Annotated in this window: 30 protein-coding genes; 17 read left to right on the top strand and 13 right to left on the bottom strand. The window is 71.2% G+C overall.

All coding sequences use genetic code 11. The features are described from left to right. Positions 1-9 precede the first annotated feature (9 nt). The 3 genes from F6A08_RS14250 to groES form a co-directional block, all read right to left on the bottom strand. Entirely contained in the window at positions 10-1,278 is a 1,269-nt protein-coding gene (locus F6A08_RS14250) for an ABC transporter substrate-binding protein (RefSeq protein WP_017203653.1), read from the bottom strand. Positions 1,279-1,422: 144 nt separating this feature from the next. Next, positions 1,423-2,352, bottom strand: a complete 930-nt coding sequence (gene rarD / locus F6A08_RS14255) for an EamA family transporter RarD (protein ID WP_151459807.1) — start codon at positions 2,350-2,352, stop codon at positions 1,423-1,425. Positions 2,353-2,536: 184 nt separating this feature from the next. Then, positions 2,537-2,833 carry a co-chaperone GroES gene (groES, locus tag F6A08_RS14260; RefSeq protein ID WP_017203655.1) on the bottom strand — a complete coding sequence of 99 codons (297 nt, stop codon included), beginning with the start codon at positions 2,831-2,833 and terminating at the stop codon, positions 2,537-2,539. 164 nt (positions 2,834-2,997) lie between these two features. Between groES and F6A08_RS14265 the strand changes: the two genes are divergently transcribed. Further along, positions 2,998-4,200, top strand: coding sequence for a class I SAM-dependent methyltransferase (locus tag F6A08_RS14265; protein ID WP_192576813.1), 1,203 nt, complete (start codon positions 2,998-3,000; stop codon positions 4,198-4,200). 176 nt (positions 4,201-4,376) lie between these two features. Here F6A08_RS14265 and F6A08_RS14270 read toward each other — a convergent pair whose 3' ends face one another. The 10 genes from F6A08_RS14270 to F6A08_RS14315 form a co-directional block, all read right to left on the bottom strand. Further along, positions 4,377-5,513: a hypothetical protein gene (locus F6A08_RS14270; RefSeq protein WP_151459809.1), complete on the bottom strand. Its 1,137-nt coding sequence runs from the start codon at positions 5,511-5,513 to the stop codon at positions 4,377-4,379. Continuing rightward, a complete protein-coding gene (locus tag F6A08_RS14275; protein WP_151459810.1) occupies positions 5,497-6,618 on the bottom strand; it encodes a hypothetical protein in 1,122 nt (373 codons plus the stop codon). The genes F6A08_RS14270 and F6A08_RS14275 overlap by 17 nt, the downstream gene beginning before the upstream one ends. A gap of 3 nt (positions 6,619-6,621) precedes the next feature. Further along, positions 6,622-7,098 carry a hypothetical protein gene (locus F6A08_RS14280; RefSeq protein WP_124894969.1) on the bottom strand — a complete coding sequence of 159 codons (477 nt, stop codon included), beginning with the start codon at positions 7,096-7,098 and terminating at the stop codon, positions 6,622-6,624. Then, positions 7,095-8,162, bottom strand: a complete 1,068-nt coding sequence (tsaD, locus tag F6A08_RS14285) for a tRNA (adenosine(37)-N6)-threonylcarbamoyltransferase complex transferase subunit TsaD (RefSeq protein ID WP_017203659.1) — start codon at positions 8,160-8,162, stop codon at positions 7,095-7,097. The genes F6A08_RS14280 and tsaD overlap by 4 nt, the downstream gene beginning before the upstream one ends. Continuing rightward, positions 8,159-8,647, bottom strand: a complete 489-nt coding sequence (gene rimI / locus F6A08_RS14290; protein ID WP_017203660.1) for a ribosomal protein S18-alanine N-acetyltransferase — start codon at positions 8,645-8,647, stop codon at positions 8,159-8,161. The genes tsaD and rimI overlap by 4 nt, the downstream gene beginning before the upstream one ends. Further along, complete coding sequence (gene tsaB / locus F6A08_RS14295) at positions 8,644-9,261, bottom strand: tRNA (adenosine(37)-N6)-threonylcarbamoyltransferase complex dimerization subunit type 1 TsaB (protein WP_151459811.1); 618 nt, start codon at positions 9,259-9,261, stop codon at positions 8,644-8,646. Before tsaB ends, rimI begins: the two co-directional genes overlap by 4 nt. Before the next feature lie 72 nt (positions 9,262-9,333). Beyond that, a complete protein-coding gene (locus tag F6A08_RS14300; protein ID WP_017203662.1) occupies positions 9,334-9,705 on the bottom strand; it encodes a flagellar assembly protein FliW in 372 nt (123 codons plus the stop codon). Next, a complete protein-coding gene (gene flgL, locus F6A08_RS14305) occupies positions 9,702-10,583 on the bottom strand; it encodes a flagellar hook-associated protein FlgL (RefSeq protein ID WP_026049911.1) in 882 nt (293 codons plus the stop codon). The genes F6A08_RS14300 and flgL overlap by 4 nt, the downstream gene beginning before the upstream one ends. A 13-nt stretch (positions 10,584-10,596) precedes the next feature. Next, the gene (flgK, locus tag F6A08_RS14310) at positions 10,597-12,006 is read right to left on the bottom strand and encodes a flagellar hook-associated protein FlgK (protein ID WP_151459812.1); all 1,410 of its coding nucleotides are present in this window, start codon (positions 12,004-12,006) and stop codon (positions 10,597-10,599) included. 13 nt (positions 12,007-12,019) lie between these two features. Next, positions 12,020-12,502: a flagellar protein FlgN gene (locus F6A08_RS14315; RefSeq protein WP_017203665.1), complete on the bottom strand. Its 483-nt coding sequence runs from the start codon at positions 12,500-12,502 to the stop codon at positions 12,020-12,022. A 196-nt stretch (positions 12,503-12,698) separates the two neighbouring features. Between F6A08_RS14315 and F6A08_RS14320 the strand changes: the two genes are divergently transcribed. From F6A08_RS14320 to F6A08_RS14395, 16 genes are all read left to right on the top strand, one after another. Further along, positions 12,699-13,499, top strand: coding sequence for a sigma-70 family RNA polymerase sigma factor (locus F6A08_RS14320; protein WP_151459813.1), 801 nt, complete (start codon positions 12,699-12,701; stop codon positions 13,497-13,499). Positions 13,500-13,602: 103 nt separating this feature from the next. After that, positions 13,603-14,433: a flagellin N-terminal helical domain-containing protein gene (locus F6A08_RS14325; protein WP_124894966.1), complete on the top strand. Its 831-nt coding sequence runs from the start codon at positions 13,603-13,605 to the stop codon at positions 14,431-14,433. Between the two features lie 75 nt (positions 14,434-14,508). Then, positions 14,509-15,897 carry a flagellar filament capping protein FliD gene (fliD, locus tag F6A08_RS14330; RefSeq protein WP_151459814.1) on the top strand — a complete coding sequence of 463 codons (1,389 nt, stop codon included), beginning with the start codon at positions 14,509-14,511 and terminating at the stop codon, positions 15,895-15,897. A 2-nt stretch (positions 15,898-15,899) separates the two neighbouring features. Then, positions 15,900-16,286, top strand: coding sequence for a flagellar export chaperone FliS (fliS, locus tag F6A08_RS14335; protein ID WP_017203669.1), 387 nt, complete (start codon positions 15,900-15,902; stop codon positions 16,284-16,286). Continuing rightward, positions 16,283-16,579 (top strand): hypothetical protein, encoded by a 297-nt coding sequence (locus F6A08_RS14340; protein WP_151459815.1) that lies wholly within the window; start codon positions 16,283-16,285, stop codon positions 16,577-16,579. Before fliS ends, F6A08_RS14340 begins: the two co-directional genes overlap by 4 nt. Positions 16,580-16,692: 113 nt before the next feature. After that, positions 16,693-17,034 carry a flagellar basal body rod protein FlgB gene (locus F6A08_RS14345; protein WP_017203671.1) on the top strand — a complete coding sequence of 114 codons (342 nt, stop codon included), beginning with the start codon at positions 16,693-16,695 and terminating at the stop codon, positions 17,032-17,034. Continuing rightward, complete coding sequence (locus tag F6A08_RS14350) at positions 17,031-17,423, top strand: flagellar basal body rod protein FlgC (protein WP_017203672.1); 393 nt, start codon at positions 17,031-17,033, stop codon at positions 17,421-17,423. The genes F6A08_RS14345 and F6A08_RS14350 overlap by 4 nt, the downstream gene beginning before the upstream one ends. Then, a complete protein-coding gene (gene fliE / locus F6A08_RS14355) occupies positions 17,423-17,725 on the top strand; it encodes a flagellar hook-basal body complex protein FliE (RefSeq protein WP_017203673.1) in 303 nt (100 codons plus the stop codon). The genes F6A08_RS14350 and fliE overlap by 1 nt, the downstream gene beginning before the upstream one ends. Continuing rightward, positions 17,725-19,350, top strand: a complete 1,626-nt coding sequence (gene fliF / locus F6A08_RS14360) for a flagellar basal-body MS-ring/collar protein FliF (RefSeq protein ID WP_151459816.1) — start codon at positions 17,725-17,727, stop codon at positions 19,348-19,350. Before fliE ends, fliF begins: the two co-directional genes overlap by 1 nt. Next, positions 19,347-20,351, top strand: a complete 1,005-nt coding sequence (gene fliG, locus F6A08_RS14365) for a flagellar motor switch protein FliG (protein WP_017203675.1) — start codon at positions 19,347-19,349, stop codon at positions 20,349-20,351. The genes fliF and fliG overlap by 4 nt, the downstream gene beginning before the upstream one ends. Continuing rightward, positions 20,341-20,946, top strand: coding sequence for a FliH/SctL family protein (locus F6A08_RS14370; protein ID WP_151459817.1), 606 nt, complete (start codon positions 20,341-20,343; stop codon positions 20,944-20,946). Before fliG ends, F6A08_RS14370 begins: the two co-directional genes overlap by 11 nt. Then, on the top strand, positions 20,943-22,238 hold the full coding sequence (locus tag F6A08_RS14375) for a FliI/YscN family ATPase (RefSeq protein WP_151459818.1): 1,296 nt from the start codon (positions 20,943-20,945) through the stop codon (positions 22,236-22,238). Before F6A08_RS14370 ends, F6A08_RS14375 begins: the two co-directional genes overlap by 4 nt. Next, positions 22,235-22,657 carry a flagellar export protein FliJ gene (locus tag F6A08_RS14380; protein ID WP_124894962.1) on the top strand — a complete coding sequence of 141 codons (423 nt, stop codon included), beginning with the start codon at positions 22,235-22,237 and terminating at the stop codon, positions 22,655-22,657. The genes F6A08_RS14375 and F6A08_RS14380 overlap by 4 nt, the downstream gene beginning before the upstream one ends. Beyond that, positions 22,654-24,072 carry a flagellar hook-length control protein FliK gene (locus F6A08_RS17865; RefSeq protein WP_151459819.1) on the top strand — a complete coding sequence of 473 codons (1,419 nt, stop codon included), beginning with the start codon at positions 22,654-22,656 and terminating at the stop codon, positions 24,070-24,072. The genes F6A08_RS14380 and F6A08_RS17865 overlap by 4 nt, the downstream gene beginning before the upstream one ends. A gap of 15 nt (positions 24,073-24,087) precedes the next feature. Further along, the gene (locus F6A08_RS14390) at positions 24,088-24,555 is read left to right on the top strand and encodes a flagellar hook assembly protein FlgD (protein ID WP_017203676.1); all 468 of its coding nucleotides are present in this window, start codon (positions 24,088-24,090) and stop codon (positions 24,553-24,555) included. A gap of 26 nt (positions 24,556-24,581) precedes the next feature. Continuing rightward, the gene (locus tag F6A08_RS14395) at positions 24,582-25,742 is read left to right on the top strand and encodes a flagellar hook protein FlgE (protein WP_017203677.1); all 1,161 of its coding nucleotides are present in this window, start codon (positions 24,582-24,584) and stop codon (positions 25,740-25,742) included. Positions 25,743-25,801: the final 59 nt, after the last annotated feature.

The raw sequence follows: 25,801 nt of genomic DNA on the forward strand, positions 1-25,801 counted from the left end.
CTTCGTCGATCAGTTGGTGCGGGTGATCAGGTTGTCCGCGCCGTACACGTACGTGCCGATCGAGGCACCCTGCGGGTCGCCGTTCTCGTCGAACGTGATCTCGCCGGAGTAGCCGTCGTAGTCGGCGGTGCCTCCGTCGTTGATGATCTTCGCGCACTCGGCGAAGCTGGTGCACTTCTCGCCGTCACCGGAGCCGCCGGAGACCTCGGCCATCTTGGCCGCGATGTCCGCGCCCTCGGTCGATCCTGCGGCGAGAGAGGCGAGCGCGACGAGGACGACGGCGTCGTAGGCCTCGGCCGCGTAGGTGAAGTCGTTGACCTCGGGGTTGCCCTCACCCGTCCAGAACGTCTGCAGACGGTCGGTGAAGTCGTCCTCGAGCGCCGGTCCGGGCTTGGTGCCCTGGGCGCCCTCGAGCGAGAACGGGAAGTTGGTGTCGGGCGACGAGCCGTAGTCCGACAGGTTGCCGTCCACCAGGTAGAACTTGTCCGGCGAGATGCCCGCGTTGACCAGCAGCGGGGCGATGGTCTTGAACTGGTCGAACGACACGATCGCGACGGCGTCGGGGTTCTGCGCCTTGATGGTCTCGACCTGCGCGTCGAACTGACCGTCACCGACGTTGTACGACGCGTCGGCGACGACCTCGCCGCCAGCGCCCTCGAACGTCGACTTGATGTTGTCGAACAGACCCGTGCCGTAGGCGTCGTTCTGGTAGATGACGCCCAGCGTCTTGTGTCCGTCTTCGGCGATCAGGTTGCCGAGCACCTCGCCCTGCAGCAGGTCGCTGGGAGCGGTGCGGAAGTAGAGGCCGTTGTCGTCCCAGTCGGTGAAGTCGGGGCCTGTGTTCGAGGCGGAGATCTGCAGGATGCCTGCGGAGACGTTGCCGTCGAGGATCAGACGGGAGACGCCCGATGCCGCCGCGCCGACGATGGCGCTCACGCCGGCACTCTGGAGCTTGGTGATCGAGGTCTCGTACGCCTTCGTGTCGGTGTCGCCCTCGTCTTCCGCTGTCAGCTCGATCGTGACGCCGGCGTCGGCGTCGTTGACCTCCTTGACCGCGAGTCCGACGCCGGACTCCATCGGCGGGCCGAGGAACGACAGCGATCCGGTCTGCGGCAGCAGCGAACCCAGCTTGAGGGTGAGGTCGGCGGACGATCCGCCACCGTCCGACGGCTCGTCCGATGGCGTGCTGCTGCAACCTGCGATGACCATCGCCGAGGCGCTCAGCAGCGCGACTCCAGCGAGGATCTTGGCGCTGCGCGAGCGCGTGAATGCGGTCATGATGCTCCCTTGCGTGACTGGCCGTGGATTGTGACCACGGTCGGGTGCTCTAACACTAGGACCGAAAGGTCTCGCGTAGGGGTCACCGATGTTTCGGTGCGTTAACGATCCGACACCGGGTTCCTGGCGGGCTGAGCCCCCGGTTCAGACGAGTTCCGGCTGCACGCTCCTCCGGCCGCGCCGTGCGGCCAGGAGCAGGTCGACGACGAAGATGCCGATCGCGATCCACACGATGATGAAGCCCGCCCATCTCTCCGGCGGCATCGGCTCGTGCAGCACGGCCACGCCGATGAGGAACTGCATGACGGGCGTGATGAACTGGATCATCCCGATCACGGTGAGGTCGATGCGCCGGGTCCCCGCGGCGAACAGCAGCAGCGGCACGGCCGTGGCGACGCCGGCGAAGGCGAGGAGCAGGGCGTGCGGCCATCCGTTCGCGCCCATCGTGATGCCGGTCGTCTGCGCGACGAGGACGAGCTGGACCACGGCGATCGGGATGAGCCAGAAGGACTCCAGAGTCAGACCGCTCACGGCGTCGACCGCCGGGCCGATCTTCTTCTTGATGAGTCCGTAGACGCCGAAGGACGCTGTCAGCGACAGCGCGATCCACGGGAACTGCCGGTAGGCGACGACGATCACGATGACGGCGACCGCCGCGATGGCGATGGCGGCCCACTGCAGCCGCCGGATGCGCTCCTTCAGCACGAAGACGCCCAGCAGCACGGTCGTGATCGGGTTGATGAAGTAGCCCAGGCTCGTCTCGACGACGTTGCCGCTGAGCGTCCCGATCAGGAACACCTGCCAGTTGACGTAGATCAGCAGACCGGCCAGCGCCGTCCAGCCCAGCAGCCTCGGCTGCCGCAGGATCACGCCGAACGCCGCCCAGCCGCGCGTGACCGTGAGCAGCAGCACGCAGAAGACGAACGACAGCAGCACCCGCCATGCGACCACCTCCCACGGACCGGTCGGGACGAGGAGCAGGAAGTAGAGAGGGAGCACACCCCAGAGCAGGTAGGCGGCTCCGGCATACGCGACGCCCGCGGTCTGCGTGGCGCGGGGAGACTCGAGGGGCACCGCACAACCCTATGCCCGAGTCGAGGTCCGCAAATCCCCGCGACGGGCTCGCCGGGAGAAGTTGGCAGGAAAGGGATGCCCGGTGGCGGAACGCGGAAGGGGGCCCGGATGCGATACGCATCCGGGCCCCCTTCGAGGACCTCGATCCCGCCCCTCAGAGGAGACGGGAATCAGGTTCCGCAAATCAGCGGACGACGACCGCCAGGACGTCGCGAGCCGACAGGACGAGGAACTCGTCTGCGCCGAACTTCACCTCGGTGCCGCCGTACTTGCTGTAGAGCACGCGGTCGCCGACGGCGACGTCGAGCGGAACACGGTTGCCGTTGTCGTCGATGCGGCCGGGGCCGACCGCCACGACCTCGCCCTCCTGGGGCTTCTCCTTGGCGGTGTCGGGGATGACCAGGCCACTGGCGGTGGTCTGCTCGGCCTCGACCTGCTTGATGACGATGCGGTCCTCGAGCGGCTTGATGGAAACCGACACGGTCTACCTCTTCTTTCTTGACGCTGACACGAAAGACTTGTTCGCACTCTCAACCCGAGAGTGCTAATGCCAGTGTAGGCGGTCGGCTGGCACTCATGCAATGCGAGTGCCAGCGCACCGCGTAGGTCGGCTCCGCGCCGGGGAATTAGGCTGAGGACGTGGAGATGTCCGAGCTGCGCGCGCTGCTGACCCCCGTGGGCCTGGAACTGCTCGACAGCCTGGGGCCGATCGAGGACATCGCCGAGGTCGCACGCGCCGTCTCCCGACTGCGCGCCGACGGACACTCCCCCGAACTCGTCTCGGCCGTCGTCGGGCAGGCGCATCTGCGCGCGAAGGCCACCGCCAAGTTCGGCCCCTTCGCCGCACGCATGCTCTTCACCCGCGCCGGCCTCGAGCAGGCGACGAGGCTCGCCGTGGCCGCGCGCCACGCGCAGCGCATCCGCCAGGCGGGCTTCACGGGCGTCGCCGACCTCGGCTGCGGCATCGGAGGCGACGCGCTCGCCTTCGCCGGCGCCGGCCTGGACGTGCTCGCCGTCGACGCCGACGAGGTCACCTCCGCCATCGCGGCGTACAACCTCGCGCCCTTCGGTGCCGCCGCCCAGGTGCGTCACGCCACCGCCGAAGAGGCACTCCCCGAAGCGGAGGCCTCGGGGGCACGCGCCATCTGGATGGATCCGGCTCGGCGCACGTCCGGCCACAGCGAGACCCGACGGGTGTCCTCCGACGGCTACTCGCCCTCCCTGGACTGGGCGTTCGACGTCGCAGCACGCGTGCCGACCGGGATCAAGCTCGGTCCAGGGCACGACCGCGACGCGCTGCCCGCCGACGCCGAGGCGCAGTGGGTGAGCGCCGACGGCAGCGTGGTGGAGCTCGTCGTGTGGAGCGGAGCGCTCGCTCGGGAAGGCGTCCGCCGCGCGGCGCTGGTGATCCGCGGTGACCGCTCGCACGAGATGACCGCTCCCGCGGACACCGTCGACGAGCCGGTCCGGGAGCTGGGGGCGTTCCTGCACGAACCGGACGGCGCCGTCATCCGCGCCCGGCTGATCGGCGACGTGGCCCGCAGCCTCGACGCCGGAATGCTCGACCGGCACATCGCCTATCTGACCTCCGATGCCGCGGTGACCAGTCCGTTCGTGCAGTCGTTCCGTGTGCGCGAGACGATGGCGGCGAATCCCAAGGCCATCAGCGCCGCGCTCAAGGCGCACGGGATCGGCCGTCTCGAGATCAAGAAGCGCGGCGTCGACATCGACCCCGCCGCGTTCCGCAGGAAGCTGGCCCTCCGAGGCGACCAGGAGGCGACGCTGATCCTCGCCCGCATCGGCGACCAGCGCCGCGCGATCCTCGCCGACCGCATCCCCTCCCCCTGACTCCCCCTCCTCCTCTCCTCCTCCTCCCCCCTCCCTCCTTCCGCCGAGTGCACGGGATGTCGCCGAATGCACGGGATCCTCGCGCGGCCAAGCCGTGCACTCGACGCGAAGCCGTGCACTCGACGACGGAGGAGGGGGAGGGAGGGAGGGGAGGGAGGGGGAGGGGGGAGATGGGGTCAGCGGTCGGGGGTGGAGACCTCGATGGGGTCGCCGGGAGGGGCCTGCACCACGACGGAGGCGGGGGGACCCGGGGGCGGGGCGGTGATGGTGAGGTAGGGAGTCTGCTGAGTCGTGAACTTCAGCTCGAGCACCGCCGCTTGGTCCGGATCGGTGTCCAGCACCTCGGTGCGGAGCCCGTTCGACACCGCCGTCTCCAGCGGCTCGCACTCCATCAGCCCCGCGTCGGCCGCATCCACGACGAGGCACCGCAGTGTGGACCCCTGCTCCGAGACCCGGTCGGCCACCCAGACCGGTGCGCCACGGAACGTGCCGACGATGGAGACCCCGAGCTGATAGCCCTGCGCGACGAGCGACTCCGCTCTGGCGAGCTCCTCCCCCTCGAACTGCCAGGAGAGCATCGAGGTCGACGTCCACCGCTGGATGCCGACCATCGGCTCCCCCGTCGTGGACAGGAGCATCGTGGCGTAGAGGACGCCGCCCTCTTCGGCCTCGTCTCCGGGTGGCAGGGCGAGCGACGCGGTCAGACCGCGCTCGATCTCGTCGGAGGGCAGGCAGTCGGTCTGCGACTGCTCGTCGAGGTCCAGGATCAGGCAGTGGATGTCGCCGCCGTCCTGGGTGGCGTACCAGGCGAGCGCACCGTCCCTCTCCGCGATCGCCCGCACGGATCCCTGGTCGAACGCGTCGGCGGACAGCTCCGCGCGTCGCTGCTGCTGATCCTCGGTCAGCGGGATGCCGTCGACCCGCGGGGCGAACAGCGCCCAGCCGGCACCCGTGCCCGCGGCGAGCAGGAGCGCCGCTGTGACGACTGCGGCCGCATGCCGTCGCAGCGACCGCACCGGCGTCTCGGACTGCTCGTCGACGGAGGGTGCGCCCGGCTCGGCTTCGCGGAGGGGACCGGCGGCATCCGCACCGCCACCCGACGACCGTTCCTCCGCGACGGTCGAGTGCGGCTCGGAGGTCGGTTCCGGCCGCGCCGAGGATGACGCGTCCTCCACCGGAGGGGTCGTCGATCGTCCGGCCTGCTCGAGCTCGCGAAGCCGCCGCGCCTCGATGTCGGTCAGGGCGCCGCCGTGCGGGCCGTACGCCTTCCGCTGCAGGGCACGGAGCTCTTCGGGCTCAGTCCCCGCCGGCACCGACGACGCCTTCCTCCCGCGTGATGACGAGATACGTCGGCCCCCGGTTCGACCGCATCTCGAGATGTGTCACGCCGCCGGTCTCGGCGTCGACGACGTTGAGGACGAGGCTCGAGGACTCCTCCTGCATCGTCTCCGGATCGGCGCAGGTCACGGGATCGTCCGGCGCGGAGCCGCCGTAGATCAGACACGGATTCTGCGTCTCGGTCTGGATCCCCGACCACACCGGCACGTCGTCGTCGTAGCCGACCACCCACAGCGAGTTCGCGTCGAAGCCGTCGTCGACCAGGCGCTCCGCGATCAGCGCCTCCTCGTCGTTCGCGTAGGTGATGCCGCTGATCCCGGTGTCGTAGTCGTACGCGCTCACGGCGACAGCGGGCTCGCCCGCCGCGGTCAGCAGCATCTGCACGGCGACCTGGCGCTGCCGGTCGTCGTCGGCGTCGACGGTGATCGAGCCGTAGATGCCCGTGGTGGCCACCGTCTCGGTCCGGTCGCAGCTCGGCTGGGTGACGTCTCCCGTGCTCAGGATCAGGCACGTGCGGGACCGCTCGTCCTTGGTCGCGGTCCAGACCACCGTGCCCTCTTCGACGGCGACCGCGCGCACCGATCCGGAGTCGTAGTCGCCGCTGGCGAGCAGGTCGTTCTGCCACTCCTGCTGTTCGGCGGTCAGTGCGACCGGCGCTGGAGCGGACACCGCCGATGCCGCCCATCCGATCCCCACGCCGGCGAGGAGCGATGCCGCAGCGATGAGCGCGGCCGGGCGCCAATGGCGCCGCAGCAGGGCCCGTGCGCTGCTGCGGGACGCCGTGTCCGGGAGCCCCGGGTCCGGAGCGATCGGCTGTCCACGGGAATCGGCCTGCTCCTCGGCGAGCTGAGCGGCATGACCCGCGTCGGCCTCCCCCGTCTCCGCAGCCGTGATGCGCTCGGAGCCGACGGGCCCGCGCAGGGTCGCATCCGCGGCGTCCGTCGTCTCGGGCGGCCGGGAGAAGCGCCGCTCCTCGAATTCGCGCAGTCGCTCCGCTTCCGCCGCCGTGAGACCGGCGTCTCGCCCGTAGGCCCGCTCCTGCAGCGAACGCAGCTCCTGGAGGTCGTCCGGGCTCAGCACGGCTCAGCCCAGCTTCTCGAACTGCATTCCGGCCCAGACCAGCCAGCCCAGACTGTAGACGGTCGCGCACAGTCCGAGGACCAGCGCCCAGCGCGCGATCGCCCTGCTCTCGACGGGCCGCCGCAGCGACATGATCGCCGCGATCACCGCGACGACCGCGACCGGGATGCCCCAGCCGACGAAGAACGATGCGCCGAGCGCGACGATGGCAGCGAGCAGAGCCCAGGGCGCGAGCCGCGTCTCGTCGACGTCGATCGTTCCGGTCGTCGGCTCCCACTCCGCCTCTTCGGGCGCATCGATGTCGGGGCCGCTCACCACGACCGGCTCGATGCCGACCGGACCGGTGGGCAGCTTCGTGTAGCCGTCGCGCGGTGCTCCTGGCAGTCGTGCGGACCGGGCGGGGTGCTCGACCTCCTCGCTGGGCTGCTCGATCCGAGCAGGCGGAGAGGACGGGCCGCGGGGACCGGAGATGTCGCTCATGCCGGAACCGCCTCGGCGATCTGGATCTCGGTCACGGGAAGGGTCGAATCCGCCCCGAACGCGAGCGTCGACGGATGCCGTCCGGAGGAGATGAGCTCGGCGGCGAGAGCCGCGATCATCGCGCCGTTGTCGGTGCACAGCGACAGCGGAGGGATGCGCACGGTCACGCCTGCCGCCTCGGCCCGCGAGAGTGCGACCTCCCGCAGCCGCCGGTTGGCGATCACACCGCCGCCGAGGAGCAGCCGGGGCACGCCGAGGTCCGCGCACGCGGCGAGCGCTTTCGTCACGAGCACGTCGACGACCGCCTCACGGAAGCTCGCGGCGACATCGGCGAGCGGCACCTCGACGCCGTCCGCCTCGCAGCGCTCCACCCACCGCGCGACAGCCGTCTTCAAGCCCGAGAAGGAGAAGTCGTAGCGATGCGCGGCCAGATCGGACGCGCGGGACAGGCCCCGGGGGAAGCGGATCGCGTCGGGGTCGCCGTCGACGGCGGCGCGGTCGATCTCCGGCCCGCCGGGATAAGGGAGCGACAGCAGCCGTGCCACCTTGTCGAAGGCCTCCCCGGCGGCGTCGTCCATCGTCTCGCCGAGCAGCTCGACATCGGTGGTGAGGTCGCGGACATGCAGCAGCGAGGTGTGCCCTCCGGAGACGAGCAGCGCGATGGTCGGGTACTCCAGGGGGGCGGAGTCGGCGGTGAGGATGTCGGCGGCGATGTGCCCGACCAGGTGGTTGACGGCGTACAGCGGTTTGTCGAGGGAGACCGCGAGGCCCTTCGCGGCGCCGACTCCCACCATCAGGGCACCGGCGAGTCCCGGACCGCTCGTGACGGCGACGGCGTCGAGCTCGTGCAGCCCCACCCCGGCTTCCGCGAGCGCGGCGTCGATGGCCGGCTGCAGCGCTTCGAGGTGTGCGCGCGCCGCGACCTCCGGCACGACGCCGCCGTACCTGGCGTGCTCGTCCATGCTCGAGGCGATCGTGTTCGACAGCAGCGTCCGTCCGCGGACGATGCCGATGCCGGTCTCGTCGCAGCTCGTCTCGATGCCGAGCACCAGGGGTCCGCTCATGCCTTCGCCTCCTCGACGGTCTCGGCGGAGGCCGCGTGGCGCGGCAGCTCCCGGCGCATCACGATCGCATCCACGTCATCGGGCTGGTAGTAGCGGGGCCGACGGCCGATCTCCCGGAACCCCTCGGCGATGTACAGCCCTTCCGCGACGGGGTTGTCCGCCCGGACCTCCAGGAAGACCTCCCTGGCGCCTCGCTCGGTCGCAGCGGCCAGCAGCGCACGCAGGAGGGCACGACCCCTGCCCTGGCCGCGATGCTCGGCGAGGAGCGCGATGGTCTGGATGTCGGCGTCCGCGCTGCCGCGGAGCGCACGCACCCCGCCGTAGCCGATGACCGCGCCGTCCTGATCGTCGACGAGGTACCGGCCGTGCGGACTCGACAGCTCCGCCGCCATGGTCTCGCGGCTCCACGCATCCGTGGGGAAGGATCGGTTCTCGATCGCCATGATCGCGTCGAGGTCTGCCGGTGTCGCGTCGCGCAGCGTCATGTCCCCACCTTCTTCGGCGCACCGGGCAGGGTCACGTCGGGGTGTCGCATGTAGAGCGGCTCCTCCCCCGCGAGGGTGCGGCCGGCGGCCAGAGCGCGCGCACCCACCCTCGCCAGGTCGAGCGCGGAGAGCGCGGCCACGTCGACGCGGTGGATGCCGTCGAGGTGCGCATCGGCGTCCGCCGCCTTGACCAGGACGGTGTCGGCGACGATCTGCGGGATCCCGTCCTCATCCACGCCGTCGAAGACCGTGATCGCGACCTCGCGGCGGCGGGCGTCGGTCACGATCGCGAACGGCTGCGTCTCGGTCTGGAGGGCGGTGAGCGCCGCCGCGAGATGACTCGGGACGGGGATCACCGGGATGCCCCGGCCCAGGGCGAACGCCCTCGCCGCGGCGATGCCGATGCGCAGACCCGTGAACGGTCCCGGTCCCATGCCGGCGACGACGTGCGTGATCTCCCCGTCACCCGCCTCCCGCAGAGCTTCGACGAGGAGGTCGCCGATGACCTCGGCATGGCCGAGAGGGTCGGCGGCTGCGGCCTCGGCGCGTCGGGCCCCGTCCGCATCGGCGAGGGCGACAGCCGTGCCCAGTGAGGTGTCGACGGCAAGGATCACGACTCCAGATTAGTCGCCGTTCTCCCGGGAGGGCGGTGGGCGAACCGCGGACCGCACCCGCGAGAGCCCCTCTCAGCCGAGGGGAGCCCGCAGCGGGTAGTCCTGGTCCTCGAGGATGACCTGCGACGCCGCTCCCGTGGTGCGGTTGACGATCACCGGAGCCAGCAGGTTCACGCTCACGCCCTCCGACGACGGGTGCGCGACCACCAGGATCAGCGCGTCGTCCGGCGAGCCGAGCGCGAGGCCGTCCGCCTGCTCGTCGGTGAGGATGGGGGCGTACTCGTCCAACACCGTGCGCGGGTCGACGAGGTAGAGCCGTAGGTCGGCGTCCCGGGCCGCTCGCATCGCGAACAGGCCGTCCGCGCCGTCGACCGGCGCGAGGTCGAAGTCGACGTGCGGCGCGAGTCCGGGCGGAGGGGCGAGGAAGGTCAGTGCCGCGCTCATCGCAGGAAGTCCATGAGCGACGGCTGCAGGACGCGCGCGTTGACGGCGAGCGCGGAGCGGTACACGAGCTCCTGGGCTTGCAGGCGGACGAGCACCTCGACCGAATCGACGTCCTCCACCGCCGTCCGGCGGGATTCGAGGGACACGGAATTCTGCACTGCCGCCTCCTTGGCGCGTTCGATCTGAGACTGCCGGGTGCCCACGGAGCCCTGCACGCCGAGCATGGCCGTGCGGCGGGTGTCGATCTCCGCCAGCCGGGGGCCCACGTTGGCTCCCGAACGCAGGTCCGCGACGATCCGATCGACCAGCGCGAACACGGAGTCGTCGCCGGTGCCGAAGACGGCCGCGCCATCGGTGTCGACACGGACGGAGGCCGCGTCGGACACGCGCCGCGTGACCTCTGCTCCCGGCACCCCGCTGTGGCTGTAGTCGGCGGCGAAGGCGGCCGTGTCCGAGGTGCCGGCGAACACCGAGCGCCCGAGGAGCCGGGTGTTGGCCTGGGCGAAGAGCTCCTTGCGGATGCCCTCGAGCTCCACCGCCAGCGCCTCCTTGGCCGTCGCGTCGAGGGCTCCGTCGTTCGCCCCCTGCGCGGTGAGGTCGCGCACGCGGCTGAGCAGGGAGGTGCTGGCGGTGATGGCGGAGTCGGCGGCGGTGACCCAGGCGAGTCCGTCGTCGATGTTCCGCGCGTACTGCTCGTTGCGGCGCTGCTCGGCATGCAGCGCCATCGCGGTCGCGGCCGCCGCCGGGTCGTCGGAGGGCGCGGCGAAGGCCCGCTGGGAGGTGGCCTGCTCCTGCAGACGGGCGAGCTCGGAGAGATTGGACTGCAGCTGGCGCATGGCCGTCTGGGTCATGGACGAGGACGTCACACGAGAGATCACGATGCTCCTTCGATCAGCGTCCGACGACGCCCGTGCGGTTGATGAGGACGTCGAGGGCCTCGTCGACGGCCGTCATGACTCTCGCCGCGGCCTGATAGGCGGTCTGATAGGTGAGGAGGTTGATGGTCTCCTCGTCGCCGTCGACGGCGGCCACGGACTGCTGCGCTCCCGCTGCGGCGACCGCGGCGGAGTCGGACACCTTGGCGCGCTGCACGTCGGCGGCGGTCGCGACCCCGAAGCGGGTGACGTGGTCGGACCAGAGCGCGTCCGGGGAGTCCGCTCGGCGGCCGATCTGCGAGATGAGGTCGGCGTTGGTCGCGTCCTTGGCGCCCGCGCCGGGCGCGGCGAGCGCGAGGTCGGACGCGGAGGTGACGGCCACGCGCAGTCCGAGGGCCGCGGATCCGGTGGCGGGCAGGGTGAAGAAGTCGCCGCCGGGCTGCCCCGAGGCGGTGACGCCCGCGCGGTGCTGGGCGTTCAGCGCGTCGGCCAGTGCGGTCGCCACCGCATCGTACGTCGCGGCGAGTCCGGCGAGCATCCCGCCCTCCGACGCCGGCGCGAGCACGGAGAGCGCGCCCCCCAGCTCGCCGCCGTCGATGGACACCGGCAGGTCGGGCGCGGAGTCCCAGGCGAGGCTGAAGCGTTGTCCGGCGTCGATGGCGGCCGGTCCCGTGAGCACGAGATGGCGCGCGTCGGAGCCGGAGACGAGGGCGTTGCCGCCCAGACGGACGGTCATCGTCCCGTCGCTCTCGACCGTGGACGCGGCTCCGGACATCCGGGCGACGCCCTGCGCGAGGAGGTCGCGCTGGTCCATGAGCTCGTTCGCGGAGCGTCCGGAGGCGAGCGCGTCGCGGATCTCGCCGTTGAGCACCGCGATCTGATCGGCGGCGGCGTTGACCTGCGATACCGTGCGCTCGGCCCCGGCGCGTGCCTCGCTCCACTGCGTCGCCACGGTGCGGTAGCCGCCTGCGATGTGGGAGGCCAGCTCCTTCGCCGATTCCAGCACGCTGGCCGCGGCTGCCCCGGAATCAGGGGTGTTCGCGAGGTCCTGCCATCCCGACCAGAACTTGGACAGGCGGGTGGCCAGTCCGTTCTCGGTCGGTTCGGCGAGCGACGCCTCGATCGCCGTGGCGGTCACGGCCCGCGCCGACCAGAATCCGGACGCGCCGAGCGTATCCCGCACGCGCGCGTCGAGCAGGGCGTCGCCGAGCCGGGCGACACCGTCGATCGAGACGCCGTGGCCGGGGACGGCTCCGACGCTGAAGCGCCCGGACTGCGCGACGGCGGCGACCGCCGAGGTCAGCACGCGCTGCCGCGAGTACCCCTCTGTCTTCTGGTTCGCGATGTTCTGCCCGACGACGTCCATGCCGCGGCGCGCTGCCGCGAGTCCGCTGGCGGCGGTGGTCAATCCACTGAAGGTCGACATGAATCCCTCTCGGTCACATCTCGGTGTCGACGATGCGCGCTGCGTCGTCGCGGGCGCGGTCGCCGGTGGTCGTGTACTCGCCGGTGTCGTGTCCGAGCGCGGCGATGGTCTCCTGGGTGGCGCGGAGCACGCCGGCGAGCTGTTCCGCGTTCGCATCACGCATCTGCTCGACCTCCGCGGCGAGGCGGGTGAGCGCGCGCATGTGATCCGCGAAGACCTCCTGCCACGCCCCCTCGGGCGCGTGCTCGATCAGCTCGCGGATCGTCGCAGCCTCGGGAGCCCCCCACTCCTCGGCGACGGCGGCGACCTCCACGGTCCTCGAAAGCGCTGCCCCCCGCAGCCGATCGAGAACCTGATCGATCTCCCGTGCGGCAAACTGGATCCATTGGGATCGCCCCGCGGCGAGCAGAAGCTGCTGCTCGTCGAGCTTGAAGAGCAGCATCTCGAGCAGTTCGCGCTCGCGCCACAGCTGAATCGATAGTTCGTTGGCTCCCATGATCCCCTTTTCCCCAGTGATCGCCCCGCCTGACGACGCGGCCAAAGGTCACTATCGGCCAGCGCGTCTCTAACGTTACTATGTGGAACGGCGATGGATAGTTCTCCCCATGTACAAATCACGACAAGTGTGATATGCGCATCTATTCATCTCCTTGGATCTTTTGGAGTGCATCCAGAGAGGTGGATCATCCCCTATGCCGTCGCGCGCTGAGCGCAATGCGCTCATCGAGAGCAACCTCCCCCTGGTCGGATACCTCGCCGCCGAGACCCACGCCCGTGCCACCCACATCCCCCGCGACGAACTCGCCGCCGTCGGAGCGCTCGCGCTCGTGACGGCCGCCGAGGCCTTCGACGCGGACCTCGGCGTCCCCTTCGGCGCCTACGCCCGCCGACGCATCCTCGGTGCGTTCGCCGATGAGATGCGCTCGATGGACTGGGCCTCCCGCGGCATCCGCAAGCGCATCAAGGAGACGGTCGCCGTGCGCGAGACGCTCACCTCCGCGCTCGGCAGGACCGCGACCGCCGCCGAGGTCGCCACGGCGATGGGCGTGGCGAAGGAGGTCGTCGTGGAAGCGCTCGGCGATGCCGCACGCACCGTGACGACGATCGAGGACCCCTCCGCCCGCGACGTGACCGCGGACGTCCCCCTGCCCGAGGAGTCGGCGCTCGTCGGCGAGCGGCGCGAGGTGCTCGAGCAGGCCGTCCTCGCGCTCCCCGAGCGCATGCGCCGCATCGTGCAGGCCGTCTACTTCGAGGAGCGGCCGGTCAAGGAGATCGCCGAGGAGCTGGGCGTGACCCACTCGGCGGTGTCGCAGCAGCGATCCGAGGCCATCCGGCTGCTGCGGGACGCGCTGGACAGGTACTTCGCCGAAGGATCCGCACCGGTCACCACGACGCGCGTCTCCGCCGGTGCACGCGATGCCTACTTCTCGAGGATCGCCGATGCCGCGAGCGCGCGCATCGCCGACGTCTTCCGAGACCCCGCACCGGCCTGACCCGATCCACTCGCCCCTAACGGGCACGACACCTCCGCCGATAGGTGAGGACGGGAGACCACGGATGGTCCCCCGTTCCACAACATTCACGGAGGAAACCCTCATGGGTATGCAGATCAACACCAACGTGTCGGCGCTCAACGCCTACCGCAACCTGTCCAACACGCAGAACGACCTGTCGAAGTCGCTCGAGAAGCTCTCGAGCGGTCTGCGCATCAACCGTGCAGCGGACGACGCGGCCGGTCTGGCGATCTCCGAGGGCCTGCGCTCGCAGGTCAACGGCCTGAACGTCGCCGCCCGCAACGCCCAGGACGGCATCTCGGTCATCCAGACCGCGGAAGGCGCCCTGACCGAGGTCCACTCGATCCTGCAGCGCGTTCGCGACCTGACCAACCAGGGTGCGAACGACTCGAACAACGCGAAGTCGCGCGACGCGATCCAGAAGGAGATCAACACCCTCGGTGACGAGCTCACCCGGATCGCCGACAGCACCAACTTCAACGGCATCAAGCTGCTCTCGGGCGGCACGACGCTGACGTTCCAGGTCGGTGCGGGCGCCGTCGCCGCCGAGGACCAGATCTCGGTCGCCCTGACCGACTTCGACACCCTCGGTGCCGACATCAAGACGCTCGCGGCGACCATGACCGACGCGGCGAGCTACGGTGCGGCCCTGGCCGGCATCGACACGCAGATCCAGGCGGTCTCGACCGCACGTGCCGGCTACGGTGCGCTGCAGAACCGCTTCGAGTCGACCATCAACAGCCTCAACGTGTCGGCGGAGAACCTCTCGGCCGCCGAGAGCCGCATCCGCGACACCGACATGGCGTCCGAGATGGTCAAGTTCACGTCCGCGAACATCCTGTCGCAGGCGGGAACGGCGATGCTCGCCCAGGCCAACCAGGCCAACCAGGGCGTGCTGCAGCTGCTGCGCTGAACCACCTCGTGAGGTCCGGGCGGCGGTCTCCGCCGTCGCCCGGGCCCCATCCGCCCCCGAACCGGAAAGGCGCCCATGTCGCTCTCCCTCGACGGCCTCGTCTCCGGCCTGAAGACCACAGAGGTCATCAAGGCGCTGATGGACGTGCACGCCATCCCCCGGTCGCTGCTCAAGGCGAAGATGGATGACAAGAACGGCATCGTCTCGCAGCTGCAGACGCTGAACACGTCGATCCAGAACCTCGCCACCGCGGCCGAGAAGGCAGCATCGCGCGACGGACTGGCACGGTTCACGACCTCCTCGTCCTCGCCCACCGTCACGGTCGCGACGCGCACGGGCGCCGCCCCCCTCTCGGCCGACATCGTCGTCGACCGCGTGGCGAAGAACCACACCATCGTCTCGACCGCCTCCGCCGGATGGCCGGTCGACCCGCCCGTCCTCACGCTGGAGAACGCGAAGGGCGAGCGCGTGCAGGTCACGGCCGACTCCGCCTCGATGCAGGACGTCGCACAGGCCATCAACGACTCCGGCGCCGGCATCATCGCCACGGCCGTCCCCGCCGGGGTCGACGCCGACGGCAAGGCGATGCACCGCCTGCAGCTGCGTGCCGCCGACCCTGGTCAGCAAGGCCAGTTCCGCGCCTACCGCGGCGACATCGCCGCCGTCGAGGCCGGCACGGCCGCGGACATCGCCGCCGAGCCGGGCGCGGCCGTCATCGCGGTCGGCACCGACGCGCAGGTCCGGCTGTGGGCGGGCACCAGCGCCGAACAGGTCATCACGTCGTCGAGCAACACGTTCACCGATCTGTTCGACGGTGTGGATGTGACCGTGACGACGGCGTCGGCCGACCCCGTCACGATCGGCGTCTCCGTCGACTCTGAGGCCAGGACGAAGGCCTCCGGCGAGTTCATCGCCCTCATCAAGGACATCCTGACCCGCATCGACAACGGCTCGAAGGCGACCGTCGCGGCAGGTCAGGGACAGAAGACGACGCTCGGCGTGTTCACCGGCGACAGCACGGTGCGCGGACTGCGGACCGCCCTCGCCGACGCCGTGCAGCACCCCGTGGACGGCGTCTCCCCCTCCTCCATCGGCATCTCGACCGACATGTACGGCGTGCTGAGCTTCGACGAGGAGAAGTTCGCCGAGGCGCTCGCGAAGGATCCGGACGCGGTCGCCGGACTCTTCTCGGGCATCGCCTCGCGCGTGCAGGACACCGCGAAGGTCTACTCCGACAAGTACGACGGGCTGCTGACCTCCCGCATCACGGGTCAGGAGAGCGAGGTGAAGAGCCTCGGCGAGCAGATGGAGCGCTGGGACGTGCGCCTCGCACAGCGGAAGGCGAGCCTCGAGCGCACCTATGCGCGACTGGAGGTCATGCTGTCGCAGATGCAGTCGCAGTCGTCGTACCTGGCGTCGCAGATCGCCTCGCTGCCCGGTTCGAGCTCGGGATCGGGGAAGTGAGCATGAACGCCGCTCTGCGTGCCCAGCAGCGCTACCGCGAGGACGCCGTGCTGTCCGCACCGCCGGAGCGCCTCGTCACGATGCTCTACGATCGCCTGCTGCTCGACATCGAGCGCGGAGAGAAGGCGCAGCGCGCCGAGGACTGGGCCGAGGCCAACACGCAGCTCCAGCATGCCCAGGCGATCATCTCGGAGCTCTCCTCGTCTCTCACGGACGACTGGAACGGCAGCGCCGGCCTGCGCTCGCTGTATGTCTTCCTGTCCCAGACGCTCATCGGCGCGAACATCGGCCGTGACCCGGAGCGCACCCGCGCGTGCCACGAGATCATCGCGCCCCTGCGGGACGCATGGCACGAGGCGGCCCGAACGGTGGCCGAGGCGCGCGCGTGAGCACGGACGAATGGACCGCGCTGCTCGATCGGCTCGAGGAGGATGCGAGGCGGGTGCTCGCCGCCGCACCGGGCGCGGCCGAGATCGTGGACCTCGCGCCCTGGACCCCGCCGTCGACGCCGCTGCCTCCCGGGATGCTCGACCGCGCGCGAGCGGTGATCGAGCTTCAGCGCTCTGCGATGGACCGCGCGCGGGGCGATCTCGACGACGTTCGTCAGCACCTCGGCGCCCTGACCCGGATCCCGGGCACGCGATCGGCCGACGCACCCGCGTACCTCGACGTCGACGGCTGAGACGCCCCCGCTAACATCCTCCGCAAACCTGCCGATAGAACACGAAGAGCAGGGATGGCTCGCAAGACTCGGCCATGGATCGGCCACACCAGCCACACACGGGGAGCCGGTTCGTGTTCGATTCTGTGACCATCAACGCGCTGACGAGTGCGCTCGACGGACTCGCGCTGCGTCAGCGCGCGATCTCGGACAACATCGCCAACATCAACACCCCGGACTATCACGCCAAGCGCGTGCGGTTCGAGGAGGCCCTCGCCCGCTCGGTCGACGCGGGAGACGGCCGGGTCGCCGCCACGGTCGGCACCTCGCTCGAGCCGACGCGCTTGAACGGCAACAACGTCAACCTCGACACCGAGACCCTGTCCAGCATCGACACGATGCTGCGCTATCAGTTCGCGACGCAGGCCGTGAACGGATCGTTCTCGTCGATGCGCACCGCGATGAGGACGTCATGACCTTCGACGCGATCGGCATCGCCGGCACCGGCCTGACCGTGCACCGCAAGTGGCTCGACGCCATCAGCGACAACATCGCCAACATCAACACCGCGAGCCGCACCGATGACGCCGCGTTCCGCGCGAGGTACATCCTGGCGCAGACGAGCGACCAGTCGCCCGGCGTCTACGTCGCCGGGACCGCGCAGGGCAGCGCGGAGGGGCGGCTCGTGCACCAGCCGGACCATCCGCTCGCCGATGCGGACGGCTACGTGCGCTACCCGGACATCGACCTGGGCGACCAGATGAGTCAGCTCATCCTCGCGCAGCGCGGCTACCAGGCCAGCGCGGCGATCGTCGACCGTGCCCGCAACTCCTACGAAGCGGCCCTGCAGATCGGACGCAGCTGATGACACCTCTCTCCGGCATCGAGGGCATCTCCTCGTCGTTCACGCTCGCACCGCCCGCCGCGCCGGCGAAGGCGACGGACGACACCGCCTTCGCGAACAGCGTCACCGGCGCGATCGACGAGCTGCGTTCGCTGCAGTCGGAATCCGACGCGCTCAAGGTCTCCGCTGTGACCGGCGACCTCGATGACATCCACTCCGCCATGATCGCCTCCTCCCGCGCGGCGGTCACGCTCGAACTCGTCGCCGCCGTCCGCAACAAGGGCGTCGACGCGTTCAACGAGATCATGCGGATGCAAGCCTGATGCCGCAGGCCGTCACGAACGTCTTCCAGCGCATCGGGCGCGTGATCGCGGGCTTCACGCTCGCGCAGCGCACGATCGCGATCATCGGCGTCGCCGTGCTCGCTCTCGGCATCGTCGCGCTGTCGAGCTGGCTCAGCCGCCCGACGTACACACCGCTGTTCTCCGGCATGAGCGCCTCCGACGCGAACGCCGTCGTCGAGCAGCTGCGATCCTCCGCAGTGCCCTACGAGCTGGCGGACGGCGGAGCGACCGTGCTGGTGCCGGAGAAGGACGTGTACGACCAGCGCCTCGCGGCCGCGTCAGCCGGCCTGCCCAGCGCCAGCTCCGGCGGATACTCGCTGCTGGACGACATGGGCGTGACGACCTCCGAGTTCCAGCAGTCCGTGACATACAAGCGCGCCATCGAGGGCGAGCTCGCCGCCACGATCTCCTCGATCGAAGGCGTCACGGCGGCGTCGGTGCAGCTCGCGATCCCCGAGGAGAGCGTCTTCGTCTCCGAGACCGTCGATGCCACCGCCTCGGTGTTCGTCGAGACCTCGGGGAGCTCGACCCTGTCGGCCAAGCAGGTCGAGGCGATCGTGCACCTGACCTCGGCGGCGGTCAGCGGCATGAAGCCCGAGAACGTCGCCGTCGTCGATCAGAGCGGCCGGACCCTGTCCGCCGTCGGCGTCGGCTCCACCGGAGGCATCGACCAGCAGGCCGGCGACTACGAGGCGCGCGTGACCGCGAGCGTGCAGCAGCTGCTCGACACCGTGGTCGGCGTCGGCAACGCGACCGTGACCGTGGTCGCCGACATCGACCGCTCGGTCAACGAACGCGTCGAGGAGACCTACACGCCCGCCGAGGGCGCCCCGCCGCTGTCGGAGCAGACCCGCAGCGAGACCCAGAACGGCTCGAGCTCGAACGCCGGCGTGCTCGGGCCCGACAACATCGCCGTCCCCTCGGCCGACGGCGACGGCACGTTCGAGTCGACCGAGGAGTCGAAGACCAACGCGGTGAACAAGAGCACGCAGAGCACCTCGACCCCCGCGGGATCGGTGCTGCGCCAGTCGGTGTCGGTGGCCGTCGATGCGGAGGCAGCGGGCAACCTCAGCACCGCGCAGCTGAGCGATCTGGTGGAGACGGCGGCCGGCATCGACGCCGACCGCGGCGATGCCATCACGGTCGAGCTCGTGAACTTCAGCCAGACCGACACCGAGGCGGCCCAGGCTGCGCTCCAGGCCGCGAAGGACGCCGAGGCCGCCGAGCGCCAGGCCGTGCTGTTGAACACGATCATCATCGCCGCGGCGATCGCCATCCCCCTGCTGGCGGCTCTCATCGCACTCATCCTCCGCGCCCGGCGCCGCAGCAGCCCCGACAGCGAGTTCGACCAGCTGTTCGGCGAGCGCCCGCCCGCGATCTCGACGCTCAGCGCCGGCGCGCCGACGGCCGCGATCGACCAGGCGCCGACGACCCCGCTCGCCTTCCTGGAGACGACACCCGATCCGGAGCCGGAGCCCGACCCGGAGCCCGCGCAGGTCAGCCTCGAGCGCCGCCGCGCCGAGATCGACTCGCTCACCCGGCAGGACCCGAAGCGGACCGCCGAGCTGCTGCGGACCCTCATCGACGACAGGCAGCCGGTATGACCGGGCTGACCGATCGGCAGACGGCCGCCGTCGTGCTGATGAACCTCGATCGCGCGCAGGCGATCGAGGTCATGAAGCACCTCTCGGAGGCGGAGGCGGAGGCCGTCGCCGCCGAGATCATCGACCTGCAGAACCTCGACGCGGCGACCACCGCCGAGGCCCTCGGCCAGTTCCACCGCATCGCCTCGGGGCACCTGCCGCCGGCACGCGGAGGACGCGACATCGCCGCCGGCCTGCTGGAGGCGACCTTCGGCGCGGAACGGGCAGCCGCCGTGCTGGGCAGGGTCGGCTCCGCATCCCTGAACTCGTCCTTCGAGTTCCTCGGATCCGCCGACCCGGCACAGCTGGCGACCCTGCTCGACGGCGAGCTTCCGCAGACCGTCGCCCTGGTGCTCGCGCACCTGCCGACCGACAAGGCGGCCGCCGTGCTGGCCGCGCTCCCCGATCCGACCCGCACGGATGTCGCGCACGGGATCGCGACGATGGGCACGGCTTCGCAGGAGGCCATCGCGATCGTCGCCGACGTGCTCAAGTCCCGAACGGGCACGTTCGCCGCGCGGGACACCCCCGAGGTGCTCGGCGGAGTGGAACCGCTCGTGGAGATGATCGCCCGGTCCGGTGCGACCGTCGAGAAGGCCCTGCTGGCGAGCATCGAAGACCGCGACAGCGCCCTCGCGGAGGACATCCGCTCGCGCATGTTCACGTTCGCCGACATCGTCAAGCTCGACGACCGCGACACCCAGCGCGTCCTGCGCGGCATGGACATCCGCTCGCTCGCGCTCGCGCTCAAGGGCGCGCACCAGCCGATCGTGGACCTCATCCGCCGCAACGTCTCCGAGCGCAACAGGGAGAACCTCGACGAGGAGGCCCGCACCCTCGGACCCGTGCGCGTGTCGCAGGTCGAGGAGGCCAGGGCCGAGATCGTGCGCACGATCCGCGCGCTCGAAGCGGCAGGAGACATCACGGTGCAGCGGGCGGACGAGGACGAGTATGTCTACTGAGTCCTTCTCCCCCGTGCTGTTCCCGCGTCTGGACGGACGCGAGAGCGGCGCGGAGCACGCGCGGGCGCGCATGCGCGGGTACGCGGACGGGCACGCGGAGGGCTTCCGCGCCGGAGTCGAGGAGGCCGCCGCCGCGCAGCGGGCCGCCGCGGAGGAGCGCGCCGCCCGCGATGCCGCAGCGGCGCGCGAGGTCGACGCGGCGATCGCCGCCCTGCACGCGGCAGCCCGCTCGCTCGCCGTGCGGGAGCGGGAGCTGACCGAGGCCGCGGAGGAGCAGGTGCTGCGGTGCGCCGTCGAGCTCGCCGAGCAGATCGTCCTGGGCGAGCTCTCGGACAGCGGCGCCGCGGCGGCCGCAGCCGCGCGGCGGGCCCTCGCCTCCGCGGAGCCGGCCGAGATCCGCGAGGTGCGCTTGCATCCCGACGACCTCCGCACGATCCAGGACGCAGGCACCGAGCTGACGGAGTTCGTGCTCATCGCCGATGACGCCCTCGACCGCGGCGACGCCATCGCGACTCTGGACCACGGCCACATCGACGCCCGGATCGGCCGCGCCTTCGAACGCGCTCGTTCCGCCCTCGCCGAGGCGCGCGCGTGAGCGCCTGGTCCGCGGTGCTCGACGCCGCCCGACCGGAGCGCGTGGGCGAGGTCGCGCAGGTGCGCGGACTGAGCGTGCAGGTGCGCGGTCTGGACGGGGCGGTCGGCGACGTGGTGACCCTCGACGGCGTGGATGCGGAGGTCGTCGCGATCAGCGAGAGCGGCCTGCGGTGCATGCCGCTCGGACCGGTCGCCGGCCTCACCGTCGGCGCGCCGGTGCGCGGTCGCGGTGGTCCGCTGCGGGTGCCGACCGGCCGGGCCCTGCTCGGACGGGTGCTCGACGGCCTCGGTCGGCCGATCGACGGGAAGGGCCCGCTCACCGGTGCCGTCGCGGTGAGTCTCGACCACGCTCCGCCGTCGATCATGGGACGCGACCGGATCGACTCGCCGCTCCCCCTCGGAGTGCGGGCGCTCGACACCCTCGTCAGCGTCGGTCGCGGGCAGCGGGTCGGTCTCTTCGCCGGCTCCGGCGTCGGCAAGTCCTCGCTGCTGTCGATGATCGCGCGGGGAACGGAGGCGGAGGTCACCGTGATCGCCCTCGTCGGCGAGCGCGGCCGCGAGGTCCGGGAGTTCATCGAGGACGACCTCGGGCCGGAGGGGCTCGCGCGCTCGGTGGTCGTCGTCTCGACCTCCGATCAGCCCGCGATGGCGCGCATCCGCGCCGCCTACACCGCGACGAGGATCGCCGAGGCCTTCCGCGACGACGGCGCGCACGCGATCCTCATGATGGACTCGCTCACCCGCGTCGCGATGGCGCAGCGCGAGATCGGCCTGTCGGCGGGCGAGCCGCCGGCCACGCGGGGCTATCCGCCCTCGACGTTCTCGCTGCTCGCCGGCCTGCTCGAACGCGCCGGCACCGACGAGCGCGGATCGATCACCGGCATCTACACGGTGCTCGTCGACGGCGACGACCACAACGAGCCCATCGCCGACACCGTGCGCTCGATCCTCGACGGCCACGTCGTGCTCGACCGCGCGCTCGCGCTGTCCGGCCACCACCCCGCGATCGACGTCCTCGGCTCCGTCTCCCGCGTTGCCGGCAAGATCACCGCCCCCGAACGCCGCAGCCGCGCCGCCACGCTCCGCGCCGTGCTCGCCGCGAGACGCCGCGCGAACGACCTCATCGACATCGGCGCGTACCAGGCGGGAGCCGATGCGCGCATCGACGCCGCGATCCTGCACGAGAGGGAGATCAGCGCGTTCCTCACCCAGCCCCTCGACGAGACGAGCCCCATCGAGGAATCGTGGCGTCGGCTCGAGGGCCTCGTCTCGTCGTTCGGAGGACTCCCATGACGCGATCCTTCTCCCTGGCAGGACTGCTGCGCGTCCGCGAGATCCAGGAGCGTGCGGCGGCCCAGCGCCTGTCCCGCGCGGTGATCGACGCCCAGCACACGGAGGCCCGAGACCGCTCGCTCCGCGCGCACCTCGCCGGTGCGGGCAGCGAAGCCGTCGACGTCCGGTCGCTCGCCGCGCTCGCCGCCGCCCGCGTCGCCGGCCGCACTCTGCTCGCCGATCTGACCGCGCTCTCCGAGCTGCAGGAGCAGACGGTCGACCACGCCAGAGCCGAGCATGCGGAGGCGCGGCGGGCGATGCGCGGGCTCGATCGGCTCGCCGAGGCCCATGCCGCTCGGATGCGCGCCGCAGAGCTCCACGCCGAGCAGTCCGAACTCGACGAGATCGGCTCGCGCACCAGCACGGAGGGCCGCTCATGACCGCTCTCGGCATCGTCGACCTGCTCGACGCGCGCCTTCACCGGGCCCCGGCCGCCGGCTCGTCCCGGCAGGCCACGCCCGGTGCCACGGCGTTCGCCGAGGTGATCCAGGACGCCACGCGCGCCTCCGAGCACCGGGCCGACGTCGACGCCGGGGATGCAGCGCCGGAGGATGCGCCCCTCGACCCGGCGGGCCTGCCGACGACGGGTCTGCCGACGACGATGCTCAGCGCGACAGCCCCCACTCCCCTTCCGGCCAGCGAACCGGCGCCGGCGACATCCGGAGAAGCGGCGCCGACGACGCCCTCCGTCGTGGCGAACCCGACGGCCGACGGCTCGGAGTCCGCCGACGCCTCCCTCCCGCTCCCGGCAGCGACCGGCGACCGGGCGGGCCTGGCCGGGTCCGCGCTCTCCGCTTCCACGGCAGCTCCCGTGGCCGCCGCGGAAGCGCCTCCCGCCCCGGCCACCGCCGAAGACAGTGCCGGCGATCGCGCAACCGCCCTCCGGACCACCGCCGTCCCCGTGGCCGGCGGGGCCGCCGCCCCCGCCGGCAGCGTCTCCTCTGCTTCCGATGCGGCGTCCGGCGATGCCGCCGCGCCCCACCCCGGCTCCGCTTCTCGCGACGCCGCCCGCTCCGACTCCGCGGCGAGCCCGCGCATCAGCCCTGCGGCGCCCTCGACGACCGGCGCACCGACCTCGACGGGGCCGACGGCTGCGACCACGGCCGTGACCGCGGCACCGGACGCTGGGGCCGCCCACGGCGATGCCGTGGCAGCACCGGCGCAGTCCGCCCAGGGATCCGCCCTCGCGGCGAGCGGTTCCCCGTCCGCCCCTGCCCCCGACGCACTCGTGTCGACGCCGCCGGTCGTCACCGCCGCCTCCGCCCCGAGCGCCGCTCCTGCCGCGATGCCGTCCGCCGTCGCCGCCCCTCGGGCCGTGCTGCTGCCCCAGCTCACCGCGCCCGTGGTCTCGCTCGCGCAGGCCGCGGACGGCGAGCACAGCCTCACCCTCACGGTGTCGCCGGAGAATCTGGGCCCCGTCACGGTGCGCGCGCACATCTCCGGCGGCGCGATCCACATCGAACTGCACGCGCCGAACGACCTCGGGAGGGATGCGCTGCGCGCGATCCTCGGCGACCTGCGACGGGACCTCGCCGCCGCGGCCCCGCACGCTTCCCTCGGACTCGCCACCTCCGGCGACGGACCCGGTCCCTCGTCGCAGCACCCCGGCGCCGGCAGCGGCTCCCCGAGCGGCACGGCCCCCGGTGCGGGCAGCGGACAGCACGGAGGCGGAGCACCCACGGGCCGAGCCCCCTCCGATCCCCGCCCCGCAGCGGAGGGCCGTCCGGCCGCTCCCGACCCGGCATCCCCCGCACCCCTCGACGCGCCGCCCGGCGGCATCGACATCTTCGCCTGATCCGAGAGGACCCCCATGACCACGGTCGACCCCATCTCCGGCACGATCCCCGGCACCGTGCCCGGCACCGTGCCCACCTCCGGAATGCAGACGGGCAGCACGACCCCGGCAACCGAGCGGAAGAAGACGCTCGACTCCGAGGTGTTCCTGAAGCTGCTCGTGACGCAGCTCACCAACCAGGACCCCAGCTCGCCCATGAACACGAACGAGATGATCTCGCAGACCACGCAGCTGGCGTCCATGGAGCAGCTCACCGCGCTGTCCGCGACCTCGACCGAGAGCTTCGCGCTCAGCATGCGCCAGACCGCTGCGGCGCTCATCGGCCACGAGGCGCAGTACGTCGACGCCGACGGCGCGACGCAGAAGGGCATCGTCACCTCGGTCTCCTACGCCGGCGCCGTCCCCCTCGTGACCATCGGCGAGAAATCCATCCCGCTCGATGCCGTGTCCGGCATCAACCTCGTCTCCCGTCCGCAGTCCTGACCAGTCCCTTCCAGAAAGGCATCACCATGCTCCGCTCTCTGTTCGCCGGAATCTCGGGTCTGCGTTCGCACCAGACCATGCTCGACGTCACCGGCAACAACATCGCCAACGTCAACACCACCGGTTTCAAGGCCTCGGCCGTGCAGTTCCAGGACTCGCTCTCGCAGCTCCTGCGCAACTCGATGATGCCGCAGCAGGCCGTGGGCGGTCAGAACCCCGCCCAGGTCGGTCTCGGCGTACAGGTCGCCGGGATCAGCACCAACTTCGCCTCCGGAGCGCCCCAGCCCACCGGCGTGCCGACCGATCTCATGATCGCCGGCGACGGCTTCTTCGTCGTCCGCTCCGGCGGGGAGACGCTGTACACCCGCAACGGCGGGTTCTCCTTCGACGCGAGCGGCAAGCTCGTGTCTGCCGACGGCGCGCTCGTCCAGGGATGGACGGCCCAGGGCGGCACGATCGTCCCCGGCCAGGGCATCGGCGACATCACCCTGCCCGTCGGCGCCCTCAGCCCCGCGGCCGCGACGACCACCGCGCGCGTGACCGGCAACCTGCCCTCGGGGGCGGCCGTCGGCGACACGCTCGTACGGGACGTCAAGACGTACGACGCGGAGGGCACGGCGACCTCGCTGCGCCTGACGTTCACGCGCACCGCGACCGGATGGGATGTGACCGACCCGGCCGGAACGCGCACCTCGCTCGCCTTCACCGACGGCAAGCAGGCGGGTCCCTCCTCGATCGTCTCCGGCGGCATCACGGTCGACCTCTCCGCTGTCACCGGATTCGCCGACGTCAGCGACGTCGCCATCAAGGAGCAGAACGGCAAGCCGGCCGGCACGCTGAGCTCGTACGCCCTCACCAACGACGGCAGCCTCGTCGGCACGTTCAGCAACGGCGACACCGAGGTGCTCGCCCGCGTCGCGCTCGCCGGCTTCGTCAACCCCGGCGGTCTCGAGAAGGCCGGCTCGTCGCAGTACCGTCCGAGCGGCAACTCCGGGCAGCCCACGCTCGGTCAGGCCGGAGCGGACGGACTGGGCGGCATCATCAGCGGCGCGCTCGAGATGTCGAACGTCGACCTGTCGCAGGAGTTCACGAACCTGATCGTCGCCCAGCGCGGCTTCCAGGCGAACGCCCGCATCATCACGACCAGCGACGAGGTGCTCCAGGAGCTGACGAACCTCAAGCGCTGAAGCTGATCCGCGCAGGGCCCGTCGGGATCCCCGGCGGGCCCTGCCGCCGGGGTGGCCGC

The sequence above is a fragment of the Microbacterium algeriense genome, assembly GCF_008868005.1.
Taxonomy (GTDB): domain Bacteria; phylum Actinomycetota; class Actinomycetes; order Actinomycetales; family Microbacteriaceae; genus Microbacterium; species Microbacterium algeriense.